Here is a 13,216-nt window from a genome sequence, read left to right on the forward strand (position 1 = left end):
CGCGTGGATCAGTACGCGGACGCGTTATCGACTTTGAAGTTGTACAACTGACGGGCCGAACCGTAGCGCTTGAAGTCAGCCGCCTTGTGCTCGAAACCGGCGCGGTTGAGCAGCACCTGCAGTTCTTCCAGGTGCTCGGCGCGCATCTCTTTCTCGATGCAGTCCGACCCCAGGGAAGCGACGCTGCCCTTCACGTAAATGTGCGTTTCGTACAGCGAATCGCCCAGTGCATCGCCGGCATCGCCACATACCACCAGCCGCCCGGCCTGGCCCATGAAGCAGCTCATGTGGCCAATGCTGCCGCCGACCACAATGTCGATGCCTTTCATGGAAATCCCGCATCGGGCACCGGCATCACCTTCGATCACCAGCAGCCCGCCATGGGCGGTGGCGCCAGCAGCCTGGGAAGCACTGCCCTTGATTCGCACGTAACCGGACATCATGTTTTCGGCGCAACCGACACCGGCATTGCCATGAACGGTGATCGAAGCCTTCTGGTTCATACCGGCGCAGTAGTAACCGGCGTGGCCCTGGATATCGATGGAGACGGCCTGATTCACTCCGACCGCGAGGTTGTGCTTGCCGTTGGAGTGAGTCACCACCCACTCACGGTCTTCCAGGGTATGGACCTGGTCATGAAGCGCCTGATTGAGGTCACGCACGGTGGCAATGGAAAGATCGATGGTTTTCATGTGTGCGCTCCTTAAGCTGACTCGCGTTCCCAGATGTACAAGGTGGCCGGTTCCGGCTCCCAGATCCTGGCGTTTTCAATGCCCGGCAGACTCGACAGCGCCTGATACTCCGAAGCCATGGCAACGTAGTCGTCAGTCTCGGCGAGGATCGCCGGCTTGCAGGCGATCGGGTCGCGGATCACCGCAAAGCCGTTGCGGGTGCCAATGGCGAAAGTGAAGAACCCGTCGAGATCTTCCAGCGCATGATCCAGCGCCTCTTTCAACGAATCGCCCTGCTGCAAGCGCCAGGTCAGATAACCGGCGGCTACCTCTGTGTCGTTGTCGGTTTCGAACTGGATGCCTTCGCGTTTCAGTTCCTGACGCAGGCGGAAGTGGTTGGACAGCGAGCCGTTATGCACCAGGCACAGGTCTGCGCCAGTGGAAAACGGGTGGCTGCCTTCCATGGTCACGGCGCTTTCGGTGGCCATGCGGGTGTGGCCGATGATGTGGCTACCCTTCATGCCGGCCAGGCCGAAACGCTGGGAAATCTCCTGGGGCAAACCCATGCCCTTGAGGATCTCGATGCTCTGGCCGGCGCTCATGATCCGCAGGCCCGGCGCCAGTTCGGCCAGGGCCAGACGCACCGGCACCTCATCCGCGTGAATTTTCAGCACCGCGGCGCTGGCGTTCTGAAACCAGTCCAGCGAACAGCCAAGGCGCCCTTCCAGTTCCCCCATCAGGGATGTCCAGTCGAAGTTCTCGGTGGTCGCCTGCAAGGTCAGCTTGACCCAGCCGTCGGCGACTTCATCGCCATAGATCGCGAAGCCGGCACTGTCCGGGCCACGATCGGTCATGGCCTGCAACATGGGTTCGAAGAGCTTGCCGAGCTGGCATTCCAGCTGCGGATTTTTCAGGTAAAGACCTACGATTCCACACATAAAAGCCTCACTTCGTTCGGGAGCGATGAGTTGCAAGCTGCAAGCTGCAAGCTGCAAGCTGCAAGCTGCAAGCTGACCGCGTAGATATGAAAATTCTCGTTATGCCGCCAATTCGCTTTTACTTGCGGCTTGACGCTTGCAGCTCGCAGCTGCCGCCAACAGCCTCAGAAAAACTCTGTGTAGCGCGCGACCTCCCAGTCACTCACATGGCGGCTGTACTCCACCCATTCCATGCGCTTGAGCTTGATGAATTCGCCAACGATCTGCGGGCCCAGGACTTCGGCGAATAGCGGATCGGCCTCCAGCGCATCGCAGGCTTCCTTGAGCGACTGCGGCAAGGTCTTGATGCCGCGTGCGGYGATCTGTTCCAGGCTCAGGCTGTAGAGGTTTTCGTTGCAGACGTTGCCGACTTCCAGTTGACGGTCGATACCGTCAAGCCCGGCGGCGATGATTGCCGCACTGACCAGATAAGGATTGCAGCCGGCATCCGGCAGACGGAATTCCAGGCGGCCGTAAGGCACCCGGACCATCGCGGAGCGGTTGTTGGCACCGAACGCAATAAAGGCTGGCGCCCAGGTCGCGCCAGACAACGAATTGCCCACCACCAGACGTTTGTAGGAGTTGACCGTCGGTGCCGCGAAGGCACACAGCGCCGGTCCATGGGCAAGCAGGCCGGCCGCGAAGTGATAGGCCATTTTCGACAGGCCCATACCGCTCGGATCACTGGCGTCGTGGAATAGGTTCTTGTTCTCGGCGCTACTGATCGACAGGTGAAAATGCATGCCATTGCCGGCGCGCTTCGGATCCGGTTTGGGCATGAATGAGCAAATCATGCCAAGGTCATTGGCGATCTCGCCGGCGGCCATTCGGAAGAAAGTGAAGCGATCCGCCGAAGTCATCGCATCGCTGTAGGTGTAGTTGATCTCGAATTGGCCGTTGGCGTCTTCGTGGTCGATTTGGTAGACCTCGAAATCCACCGCCTGCAGGGCTTCGGTCAGTCGCTCGAGGAACTCTCTGGAACGCGACAGGCCTTTATAGTCGTAGCAAGGCTTGTCGAGGTTATCGCTGAGGTCCACCAGTTGCAGCTTGCCCTGGCCGTCGCGGCGCATCAGGTTGAACTCGGGTTCCAGGCCGGTGTTGAGTGTCCAGCCTTTATCTTCCAGACGACGGATCTGCTGCTGCAATACGTAACGGCTGTCATAGGGGTGCGGCTTGCCGTTGACATGACCGATGCAAACGACCCGACCATAACCGGGTTGCCAAGGCACCGGTGTCAGCGTGGACAAATCGCCGCGGGCCATGAAGTCCGGCCCGTGGGGTTCCATGCCCATGCCGCTGATGGCGAACCCGGCAAAACCTGCGCCGTCTTCGGCCACCGCTTTGAGACCACAGATTGGCACTGATTTGGTTTTTGCCGCGCCATGGATATCGACAAACTGCGCAAGCACGTACTTGATCCCGTGCTTGTCGATGATGCGCTGGGTTTCTGCTGGCAACATTGCTCGTCACTCCTCGCGAAAGGCAAAATTTGATGGATAGGCCTTAACTGACTTTTATTCCTGAAATGAAAGTTAGTTTCCCATTAGGAATGCAAGGCCCTTGCCACTTTTGCCAAGGAGGTATGGATGTGCGGTAAAAAGCGCGTTTGTGCTGTATATATGGGAAAAATCTTTTCCTCGTGGGAATATTCCCTTTCGAGCGAGAGCTGAATGCCGTGATTTGCACTTTCTCAGTGCGAAACTAATATTACTGAACGGAAAGTGTGCAGGATCTGATGACGATGACGACCGAAACCGCGCCGCGCCTGAAACTTGAGCAATACCTGGGGTTGCAGATCAAACGCCAGCGCCAGGCGCAGGAACTGAAATTGGCCGACGTGGCCAAGATTGCCGATATCAGCCAAGGCATGTTGAGCAAGATTGAAAACGCCCAAGTGTCTACCAGCCTCGATACCCTGAGCCGTCTGTGTGACGTGCTCGGCCTGCCCCTGTCGAAATTGTTCAGCGAATACGATCAACAGGACGGCAGCGCGCTATTGGTCAAGGCCGACCAAGGCATGGAAGTGGTTCGCCGCGGAACCGAGAAAGGCCATACCTACCATTTGCTCAATCACACACGCGGGCCGAAGAAGAGTTTCGAGGCCTACATGGTGAGCATGGATGACGCCAGTGAAGAGTTTCCGACCTTCTCCCATCCGGGGACGGAGTTCCTGCATTTGCTTGAGGGGGAGCTGATTTATCGGCATGGCAATCAGCTGTATCGGATGGAGGCTGGGGACAGCCTGACGTTCGAGGGAGAGATTCCGCATGGGCCAGAGGAGTTGGTGCAGGTGCCGATTCGGATGTTGTCGATTATGAATTACGGTAGCGATAAGGAGTGATGAGCGCTTTTTACCGAAGTTGGAGTACAGATCCGGTTCTGCATTAGCGGCTCACGGTTCCCCCCTTTCGTTCGGTGCATCGCACCGGTCCTGTGCCGTGGGTCCGCTCCCACATCTATTGATCGTTCCCACGCTCCGCGTGGGAATGCCGCCGGGGACGCTCCGCGTCCCGCTGTCGACGTAAGACTTGAGTCCTGCGCATGTGTGACGCGGAGCGTCACGGGATGCATTCCCACGCGGAGCATGGGAACGATCAAAAAATTCCCCCCAGTTAAAAAACTTTCACAAAACCGCTAGACGACACACCTCCATTCCCCGTATAAAAGCCCACAACAGGAATAAATTATTCCCACCAAGAAAATAAGCTCATAAAAGAGCCCCGCTGTCCGCTGACATTTTTTCGCTATGCGATGAGCTGCCGCCATCTTCCCGAGGACGTGTCATGCAACACGAAAAAAACCATTTCATTATCAAGATCACCTGTCCCGCGGTGTCCGGCATCGTAGCTGCCGTCACCACTTACCTGGCTGACAACAGTTGCTACATCGGGGAGATGGCGCAATTCGACGACGACTTCAGCGGCCGGTTTTTCATGCGCGCGGTGTTTCGTTTCAACGACGGCCACCAAGGTGATCTCCAACAAATCAAGGATGGCTTCGCGGACGTCGCCCAGTCTTTCGACATGACCTGGGAACTGCACGACACCCGCGAGCCGATGCGTGTATTGCTGATGGTCAGCAAGTTCGACCACTGCCTGACCGACCTGCTCTACCGCTATCACAAAGGTGAGATGGACATGACCATCACCGCCATTGTCTCCAACCACCTGGACCTGCGGCCGATGGCCGAGCGCGAGGGTATCCGCTTCATCTATCTGCCGGTCACCAAAGACACCAAGGCCCGGCAGGAAGCCGAGCTGATGAAAATTGTCGACGATACCGGCACTGAACTGGTGGTGCTGGCGCGCTACATGCAAATCCTCTCCGATGATCTGTGCAAGCAACTCTCGGGCCGGGCGATCAACATTCACCATTCATTCCTGCCTGGCTTCAAGGGCGCCAAGCCTTATCACCAGGCCTACGAGCGCGGGGTGAAACTGATCGGTGCTACCGCGCACTACGTCACCAGCGACCTCGACGAAGGTCCGATCATCGAGCAGGAAGTACAGCGTGTTGATCATGTGTATCTGCCTGACGATCTGGTCGCCACTGGCCGTGATACTGAAACCGTAGCCCTGTCCAAGGCGGTCAAGTACCACCTGGAACACCGGGTTTTCCTCAATCAGGACAGAACGGTGATTTTCCGGTGAATACGCTCAAATTGATCGACGGAAAAGCCGCCGCCGCCCGCGTGCTGATACAAGTCCGCAAGGACGTGGACAGCCTGCGCGAACAAGACATCCAGCCGGGCCTGGCGGTGATTCTGGTGGGCAGCGATCCGGCCAGCCAGGTCTATGTGCGCAACAAGGTACTGCGCGCCGAAGAGGTGGGCATTCGCTCCGTGGAACACCGGCTGAACGTCGACACCAGCACGCAACAATTGCTGAACTTGATTACCACGCTGRATAACGATCGCTCGATCAACGGCATCCTCCTGCAATTGCCGCTGCCGGTTCATATCGATGAATTGCGTGCGTTGGAAGCCATTGCTCCGGACAAAGATGTCGATGGTTTTCACAGTGAAAACGTCGGTGGTCTCAGCCAGGGCCGTACGGTACTTGCGCCCTGCACACCCAGCGGTTGCCTGTATTTGCTGGAGCAAACCTGTGGGGATCTACGAGGTAAACACGCAGTAGTGATCGGCCGCTCGAACATCGTCGGTAAACCCATGGCCGCCCTGCTGCTCAAGGCGGATTGTTCAGTCACCGTGCTGCATTCTCGCAGCCCGGACCCGCAGGCGTTATGTCGCCAGGCGGACATCGTCATCGCCGCCGTCGGCCGTCCTCAACTGATCGATGCCAGCTGGCTCAAGCCCGGCGCTGTGGTGATCGACGTCGGGATTAACCGCATCGACGATCAGGGCCGCAGTCGTCTGGTGGGCGATGTCGACTTCGACAGCGCCCTGCCACACGTCGCGGCCATCACCCCGGTTCCTGGCGGTGTCGGCCCGATGACCATTGCTTTCCTGATGAAAAACACTGTCACCGCAGCCCTTATGCAACAAAAGGCTCAACGCAGCCAATCGGAGGCCGTATGCCATTCAATCTATTGAAGTACGGGCTCAGTTCCGAGTACCCCGTCGAAGTGGATCTGCCACCGCCCCGGGAGCTGAAAAGCAGCTATGACGTGGTGATCATCGGTGCCGGCGGCCATGGCCTCGCCACGGCTTACTACCTGGCCAAGTACCACGGCATCACCAATATTGCGGTGTTGGAGAAGTCCTACCTGGGTGGTGGCAATACCGCGCGCAACACGGCGGTGATTCGCTCCAACTACCTGACCAGCGAAGGCGTGCGTTTTTATGCCGAGTCGGTGCGGATGTTCCAGGGGCTGTCCAACGAGTTCGATTTCAACATCATGTACTCCGAGCGCGGCCAACTGACCCTGGCGCATACCGATGCCACCGTACGTTCGTTCCGCCAGCGGGCCGAGGTCAACAAACACTTCGGCGGGCGCACCGAGATGATCGACCGTCAGCAGATCCGCGAACTGGTGCCCAGCCTCAATCTCGACCCGGGCCACCTGCCCGTCATTGCCGGGCTCTGGCACATCGACGGCGCCACCGCGCGCCACGACGCCGTGGCCTGGGGTTACGCCAAGCAGGCGGCCAAGCGCGGGGTGGAAATCCACCAGCTCACTGAAGTCCAGGACCTGATCATCGAGAACGGTACGATCACTGCGGTCAAGACCAATCGGGGCACCATCAAGTGCGGTTGCGCGGTGCAGGCGATTGCCGGACACAGTTCGTTGCTGATGGCCAAGGCCGGGATCCGTTCACCGATCCAGACTTTCCCGCTGCAAGCGATGGTCACCCAGCCGTTCAAACCGTTTCTTGATCCGCTGGTGAGTTCCTCCGCGCTGCATTGTTATGTGCAGCAAACCAGTCGTGGCGAGGTGGTATTCGGCGGCGGGTCTGATCCCTATCCGCTGTTCAACACCCGTTCGACGCTGGACCTCAAGGAAAGCCTGCTGGCCCACGCCATCGAGATGTTCCCGTTTCTGGCCAACGCCAAACTGATGCGCCAATGGGCTGGCATCACTGACATGACCCCGGATTACAGTCCGATCATGGGCCTGTCGCCGGTTAAAAATTACTACCTCGACGCGGGCTGGGGCACTTGGGGCTTCAAGGCGACGCCGATCTGCGGCAAGACCATGGCCGAGCTGGTTGCCAGTGGCGGCAAGGTACCGGATTTGATCAAACCTTTCGGCCTTGAGCGTTTTTCGACCTTCCAGCAAGTCAACGAAATGGGCGCTACGGCGGCCAGTCACTGACGGAGAGCGGACCATGAAAATCATCAATTGCCCGCTCAACGGGCCGCGCAATATCAGCGAGTTCACTTACGGCGGCGAATTCAAGCCGATGCCCGATCCGGTTCGCTGCAGCGATGCCGAATGGGCGGATTACGTGTTCAACACCGACAACCTCGCCGGCGTAGTGCGCGAATGGTGGATGCACACGCCTTCAAGCTACTGGTTTCTGGCGGAACGTCACACCGTCAGCGATCAAATCATCCGCACCTTCGACCCCAAAGAACTTTTCACCGCCCGCGTCGACTTCAGCGCCGCCAAGGAGATCGCAGGATGAACCGTTTACCCGCCCCGATGGGCCTGCTGATCGACCGTGATCAGCCACTGGATTTCAGCTTCGACGGTGCTCGCTATCAAGGCGTGCAAGGTGACTCCATCGCCAGCGCCCTGTTGGCCAACGGGCGCTTTTTGATCTCCCGTTCCTTCAAATACCACCGTCCGCGCGGCCCGTTGACCATGGCTGGGCAGGACGCTAACAGCTTGGTGCAGCTGCCCCAAGAGCCCAATGTACTGGCGGATGCTCACCCGCTGTCCGCCGGTTTGCAGGTGACGGCACAGAACGTCAACGGTTCTCTGGATAACGACAAGGACGCCTACCTGGGTAAATTCTCTAAATTCATGCCGGTGGGTTTCTACTACCGTTCTTTTTACAAGCCCAAGGGCATGTGGAAAGTCTGGGAACCGATCATTCGCAAGAAGGCCGGCCTCGGTGTGCTCGACCTCACCTTCCAGCCCGAGTACTACGACAAGGCTTATCTGTTCACTGACGTTGCGGTAATCGGTGCCGGGCCCGCCGGGTTGCACGCCGCACTGACGGCAGCCAATGCCGGTGCGAAGGTTCTGCTCATCGAGCAACAGCCGATCCTCGGCGGTTCGCTGACCTACGCCCGTTTCGACATAGACGGCAAACGAGCTGAAGCGCTGCGCCGCGAGCTGCTTGCTGCGGTGGAGGAACACGCCAACATCCGCATCCTCACCGAAGCGACCTGCAATGCCTGGTTCACTGACAACTACCTGCCGGTGATTCAGGGCAAACGCATGTACAAGGTGCGCGCCCGCCAATGCCTGGTGTGCAGTGGCGGCTTCGATCAGCCGGTGGTCTTTCGCAACAACGACCTGCCGGGCGTGATGCTGACCAGCGCCGCCCAACGCTTGATGAAGTTGTATGCGGTCAAACCGGGCAAACGCGCCGTGGTGCTGACGGGCAACGATGACGGTTATCTCGCCGCACTGGACCTGCATGACCAGAGTGTGGAAGTTGTCGCCGTGGTGGACATGCGTTACGGGCCCGGCGACGAATCGCTTCTACAAGCGCTGGCCCAACGCAAGATCTCTTGCATGCGCAACAGCACGGTGTATGAAGCGCTGCACGAAAAACGCATGCGTCATATCAACGGCGTCGACGTGCGCAAGATCACGGCCCAGGGTCAGGTCGCCGAGAGTGGCCAACAGCTGGACTGCGACTTGTTGTGCATGTCCGCCGGTTACATGCCGGTCTATCAACTGCTCTGTCAGGCGGGTGGCAAACTGGCCTACGACGACCAGCGTGCCGAGTTCAACCTTAGTGGCCTGCCAGAAAACCTGACGGTCGCCGGCTCAGTCAATGGCCGTCACCGCCTCGACAACGTCATCGCCGACGGCGTGAATGCCGGTGCCGACGCCGCATCCGCGCTAGGGCTTGCGGTCGGCGCACAGCGGGCAACTTATGGCAGCGAAAACCGGGTCAATTTCAACTGGCCTATTTTCCCGCACCCTAAAGGTAAAGACTTCGTCGACTTTGACGAGGACTTGCAAGTGGCTGACATCGTCAACGCCACCCGCATCGGCTACCGCGACGTGCAACTGGTCAAACGCTACTCCACCGTGGGCATGGGCCCGTCCCAAGGCCGCCACTCAGCGCTGCCGACTGCGCGGCTGGTTGCCTGGGCGACGCAACGCAACATCAGCGAAACCGGTGTCACCACCGCACGCCCGCCGTTTGTGGCGGAGAAACTGGCGCACGTTGCCGGCAGGGCTTTCGACCCGTACCGACAAACACCGATGCACGCCCGGCATGTGCAAGCAGGCGCGAAGATGATGCCCGCAGGCATCTGGCAGCGCCCCGCCTATTACGGCAGCGCCAAGGATCGTGACGCCTGCATGCAAGCTGAAGCACTGCATGTGCGCAACAAGGTCGGCATCATCGACGTCTCGACCCTGGGCGGGCTGGACGTGCGTGGCCCGGATGCTGCCGAACTGCTCAACCGGATGTATACCTTTGCCTTCCTCAAGCAGCCAATCGGACGTTCTCGCTATGCGTTGATGACCGACGAGCACGGCGTGGTGATCGACGACGGGGTGTGCGCGCGGTTCGCCGAAAACCATTTCTACGTCACCGCCACCACCAGCGGAGTCGACCGGATCTATCAACAAATGCTCAAGTGGAACGCACAATGGCGCCTGGACGTGGACGTCGCCAACGTCACTGCGGCGATTTGTGCGGTCAACGTCGCCGGCCCCGACTCGCGCAAAGTCCTGGAAAAAGTCTGCACCGATCTCGACCTGAGTGCGCAAGCGTTCCCTTATTTAGGCGTGCGCCAAGGGACTGTCGCCGGGATCAAGGCTCGATTGCTGCGAGTGGGATTTGTCGGTGAACTGGGTTACGAAATCCACGTGCCGGCACGCCATGGTCTCAAATTGTGGGACGCGTTGATGGATGCCGGCAAGGCCCACGACATCCGTCCCTTCGGTGTCGAAACCCAACGTCTGCTGCGCCTGGAAAAAGGTCATGTGATCATCAGCCAGGACACCGACGGCATGACTCACCCGGCGGAAATCGACATGGGTTGGGCGGTGAGCCGCAACAAACCGTTCTTCGTCGGCCGCCGCTCGGTGGACATCCTCGAATCCCAACCGCTGAAGCGCAAACTCGTGGGCTTCTGCTTGCCCAAGGGCAGCCTGCAACCGCTGGAAGGCCATCTGGTGCTCAACGGCCCGGACATCAGCGGCAATGTCACCTCCTGCGAATACTCAGCAAGCCTTGGCAAGATCATCGGGCTGGCTTACGCCGGCATAGATCAAAGCACGCCGGGGCAGCTTATCCCGATCCGGGTCGAGGGCGGCAGCGTGGTGCAGGCCGAAGTCGTGCCGTTACCCTTTCTTGACCCCAGCAACCTGCGCCAGGAGCTTTGAGCCATGACCAGCCTGAGAGAACAATCGATTACCGGCGAGCCTAAGCTTGCCCTCCTGTCCGCCTGCGCGTTGAACGATCTCACCGACCTGCCTCGGGTCGGTTTTCGTGGCGCACACAGCGCAGAGTATTTGCTGAGCCGCCGCTTTGTGCTGCCCGACGGGCCAAACTGCGCAGTCACACAGGACGACGGCAGTACCGTAGCGCGCCTGTCCCAGACCGAGTACCTGCTGCTGGGAAGCCTGCTGGACCAGGGTCAACGGGTTGCCGACGAAGAGGCCCGTTGGGAGTTGGACCACAAGGCCAATTATCTGCTGCCGCGACAGGACAGCCATGCCTGGTTTCAACTCAGCGGTGAGCATCTCAGCGACGTCATGGCCAAACTGTGTGGCGTCGACTTGAGCGCCTTGGCATTCGGCCCAGGCGCCGTAGCGCAAACCTCGGCAGCACGCATCAACGTCATTGTGATCAACGCCAGTACGCTGCAACAGCCGAGATTGTTCATTCTGTGTGACCGGGCTTCGATGGCTTATTTTCACGAAGCGTTGCTGGATGCGATGCAGGAGTTTTTGGGACTGCCGCTGGAGAAAACGTAGCACTGACCAACGCTGCGCTGTCGGTCGTGTATGCCCTCGACCGCCGGCGCCCCACCTATACACCTACCTTGTCGTCAAGCCGCAACCCCTGTGCCAACGTTGCCGTCCCCAGGTAGAAATCCTGAATATCACTGCGCGCCGCCAACTGCTCGGCCGTGCCTTCGCTGACGACTCGACCGCTTTCCAGCACATAGCCGTACTGGGCATAACGCAGGGCCAGGTTGATATTCTGCTCGGCAATCAAAAAGCTCACGCCTTCGCGCTGGTTGAGCTGATGGATAATCTCGAAGATCTCCTCGACGATCTGCGGCGCCAGCCCCATCGAAGGTTCGTCCAGCAGCACCAGTTGTGGCCGGGCCATCAGCGCCCGGCCAAGCGCAACCATCTGCTGTTCACCACCAGAGGTGTAGCCGGCCAGGCTTTTGCGTCGTAGTTTGAGTCGCGGGAACTGGCTGTAAATATGTTCCAGATCAGCCTTCAGTTGCCCACGGGACACCTGACGCGCAAAGGCGCCCGTCAACAGGTTTTCCTCCACCGTCAGTTGGGCAAAGCAATGCCGGCCTTCCAGCACCTGCACCAGTCCGTTGGCCACCAGGCTATGAGGCGTACTGCGGGTGACATCCTGGCCTCGATAAAGAATCCGTCCCTGCACCACCTCACCCCGCTCGGCCTTCACCAGATTGGACGCGGCCTTCAACGTGGTGCTTTTACCGGCACCGTTGGCCCCCAGCAACACCACAATCTGCCCTTGCGGCACCGCCAGGGATACCCCGCGCACGGCGAGAATTGCTTGTTCATAAAGGACTTCAATCGCGTCGATCTGCAAGATCGGTGCATGGTTCATGCTGTTCTCCCCCAAGAAGCCGAGTTCTTGTAGGAGCTGACTTGCCAGCGATGGACTCAAAAGCGCCGCGTTTACCCAAGAAACACGCATTTTCGTTAACGATCATCGCTGGCAAGCAAGCTCCCACAAGGGCCGTTTTTTATTTAACTGACCGGCATCAGCTCTCCTGGGTGCAATCGCGTGGGGTGACGCCCTTTTCCTTGGCGTACTGGTGCGACGAGGCTTCAATGATCGGCCTGAGCAAGGCACGGTCGGCCTGCACCCAGTCACTGATCAGTTTCCACTCGCTGCCATCCCAACGCTGGAAGCGCACCGCACCGCCCCCTTCATGGTCCGAGCACGACAGTTGCAAGGGTTGCACCAGGCCCAGCGCACCCAGCTCCTTGAGGCGGGCATCGTCCAGCTTGAGATGCTCGAATCCCCAGCGAACCTGCTCGCCGGTGAGTGGCTGCTTGCCGAATTTTTCCTGAGCAATGCGCACGGCTTCAACGTTGAGAATACCGTTCACCACCCCAAGGTTGTAATACACGGTGCCAAAGCGTCTCGGATCGGCCAGGTCCCCATTGCCCTTGGCTACCACCTGCTGCTGGATGCCTTGCAGGACCGGGAAATCAGTGCCTGAGGGGTGCGTGGTTATCGCGATAAAGCCTTTGGCGGCGGCACCGGCCGGGGCGGCATCGTCCTCGGAGTTGCTCCAGATGTTGCCGATGATGTGATCCGCCGGGAAGCCGACCTTCTGCGCGGTTTTCAACGCCACCGGGTTCATCACGCCCCAGCCGCGCAGAATCACCCAGTCGGGTTTTTCACGGCGAATGTTGAGCCATTGCGACTGCTGCTCGTTGCCTGGATGGGGCACTTCCAACAGGGTCAGCTGGAACCCGTACTTGTCGGCCAGGATCTGCAACACCTCATTGGTTTCCTTGCCGTAGGGCGAGCCGTGATACAGGGTGACGATCTTCTTGCCCTTGAGCTGGTCCAGGCCACCGGCCTGCTGGCCGATGTAGTTGATGATCGCCGACACCTCGGAGTACGGGTTCAACTGCAAGGGAAAGGCATAGGGGAACACGCTGCCGTCAGTGGAATCGGTACGGCCGTGGTTGATGGTAATCAGCGGCAGTTTGTCTGCGGTCGAGCGCTCCAAGGTGGCA

Annotated in this window: 12 protein-coding genes; 7 read left to right on the top strand and 5 right to left on the bottom strand. The window is 59.2% G+C overall.

Features of this window, described 5'->3' with window-relative positions:
* Positions 1-8: 8 nt before the first annotated feature.
* From AC1DSG_RS06915 to glnT, 3 genes are all read right to left on the bottom strand, one after another.
* Positions 9-692, bottom strand: coding sequence for a protein glxC (locus AC1DSG_RS06915; RefSeq protein ID WP_477790210.1), 684 nt, complete (start codon positions 690-692; stop codon positions 9-11).
* 11 nt (positions 693-703) lie between these two features.
* Entirely contained in the window at positions 704-1,609 is a 906-nt protein-coding gene (locus AC1DSG_RS06920; RefSeq protein WP_477790211.1) for a class II glutamine amidotransferase, read from the bottom strand.
* 164 nt (positions 1,610-1,773) lie between these two features.
* The gene (glnT, locus tag AC1DSG_RS06925) at positions 1,774-3,108 is read right to left on the bottom strand and encodes a type III glutamate--ammonia ligase (RefSeq protein WP_477790212.1); all 1,335 of its coding nucleotides are present in this window, start codon (positions 3,106-3,108) and stop codon (positions 1,774-1,776) included.
* Between the two features lie 281 nt (positions 3,109-3,389).
* Here glnT and AC1DSG_RS06930 point away from each other — a divergent pair, with 281 nt between their 5' ends.
* The 7 genes from AC1DSG_RS06930 (at position 3,390) to AC1DSG_RS06960 (ending at position 11,224) form a co-directional block, all read left to right on the top strand.
* Complete coding sequence (locus tag AC1DSG_RS06930) at positions 3,390-3,989, top strand: helix-turn-helix domain-containing protein (protein WP_477790213.1); 600 nt, start codon at positions 3,390-3,392, stop codon at positions 3,987-3,989.
* Between the two features lie 442 nt (positions 3,990-4,431).
* Positions 4,432-5,298, top strand: coding sequence for a formyltetrahydrofolate deformylase (gene purU / locus AC1DSG_RS06935; RefSeq protein ID WP_477790214.1), 867 nt, complete (start codon positions 4,432-4,434; stop codon positions 5,296-5,298).
* Positions 5,295-6,200 carry a bifunctional methylenetetrahydrofolate dehydrogenase/methenyltetrahydrofolate cyclohydrolase FolD gene (gene folD / locus AC1DSG_RS06940; RefSeq protein ID WP_477790215.1) on the top strand — a complete coding sequence of 302 codons (906 nt, stop codon included), beginning with the start codon at positions 5,295-5,297 and terminating at the stop codon, positions 6,198-6,200. The genes purU and folD overlap by 4 nt, the downstream gene beginning before the upstream one ends.
* The gene (locus AC1DSG_RS06945; RefSeq protein ID WP_477790216.1) at positions 6,182-7,423 is read left to right on the top strand and encodes an FAD-dependent oxidoreductase; all 1,242 of its coding nucleotides are present in this window, start codon (positions 6,182-6,184) and stop codon (positions 7,421-7,423) included. Before folD ends, AC1DSG_RS06945 begins: the two co-directional genes overlap by 19 nt.
* Before the next feature lie 13 nt (positions 7,424-7,436).
* Positions 7,437-7,736, top strand: a complete 300-nt coding sequence (locus tag AC1DSG_RS06950; RefSeq protein WP_477790217.1) for a sarcosine oxidase subunit delta — start codon at positions 7,437-7,439, stop codon at positions 7,734-7,736.
* Positions 7,733-10,630 (top strand): 2Fe-2S iron-sulfur cluster-binding protein, encoded by a 2,898-nt coding sequence (locus AC1DSG_RS06955; protein WP_477790218.1) that lies wholly within the window; start codon positions 7,733-7,735, stop codon positions 10,628-10,630. Before AC1DSG_RS06950 ends, AC1DSG_RS06955 begins: the two co-directional genes overlap by 4 nt.
* Positions 10,631-10,633: 3 nt before the next feature.
* Positions 10,634-11,224: a sarcosine oxidase subunit gamma gene (locus AC1DSG_RS06960; protein WP_477790219.1), complete on the top strand. Its 591-nt coding sequence runs from the start codon at positions 10,634-10,636 to the stop codon at positions 11,222-11,224.
* Between the two features lie 55 nt (positions 11,225-11,279).
* On the opposite strand, the gene AC1DSG_RS06965 is transcribed toward AC1DSG_RS06960, so the two are convergent.
* Positions 11,280-12,068 (bottom strand): ABC transporter ATP-binding protein, encoded by a 789-nt coding sequence (locus AC1DSG_RS06965; protein ID WP_477790220.1) that lies wholly within the window; start codon positions 12,066-12,068, stop codon positions 11,280-11,282.
* A gap of 157 nt (positions 12,069-12,225) precedes the next feature.
* A partial coding sequence (locus AC1DSG_RS06970; RefSeq protein ID WP_477790221.1) for an ABC transporter substrate-binding protein occupies positions 12,226-13,216 on the bottom strand: 991 nt, incomplete at its 5' end.

It is taken from the genome of Pseudomonas sp. P5_A12, assembly GCF_056400685.1.

Excerpts from the sequence above, each read along its gene's own strand:
- AC1DSG_RS06915 (WP_477790210.1), bottom strand. The coding sequence starts at position 692 with ATGAAAACCATCGATCTTTCCATTGCCACCGTGCGTGACCTCAATCAG.
- AC1DSG_RS06920 (WP_477790211.1), bottom strand. The coding sequence starts at position 1,609 with ATGTGTGGAATCGTAGGTCTTTACCTGAAAAATCCGCAGCTGGAATGC.
- AC1DSG_RS06930 (WP_477790213.1), top strand. The coding sequence starts at position 3,390 with ATGACGACCGAAACCGCGCCGCGCCTGAAACTTGAGCAATACCTGGGG.
- purU (WP_477790214.1), top strand. The coding sequence starts at position 4,432 with ATGCAACACGAAAAAAACCATTTCATTATCAAGATCACCTGTCCCGCG.
- AC1DSG_RS06945 (WP_477790216.1), top strand. The coding sequence starts at position 6,182 with ATGCCATTCAATCTATTGAAGTACGGGCTCAGTTCCGAGTACCCCGTC.
- AC1DSG_RS06950 (WP_477790217.1), top strand. The coding sequence starts at position 7,437 with ATGAAAATCATCAATTGCCCGCTCAACGGGCCGCGCAATATCAGCGAG.
- AC1DSG_RS06955 (WP_477790218.1), top strand. The coding sequence starts at position 7,733 with ATGAACCGTTTACCCGCCCCGATGGGCCTGCTGATCGACCGTGATCAG.
- AC1DSG_RS06960 (WP_477790219.1), top strand. The coding sequence starts at position 10,634 with ATGACCAGCCTGAGAGAACAATCGATTACCGGCGAGCCTAAGCTTGCC.
- AC1DSG_RS06965 (WP_477790220.1), bottom strand. The coding sequence starts at position 12,068 with ATGAACCATGCACCGATCTTGCAGATCGACGCGATTGAAGTCCTTTAT.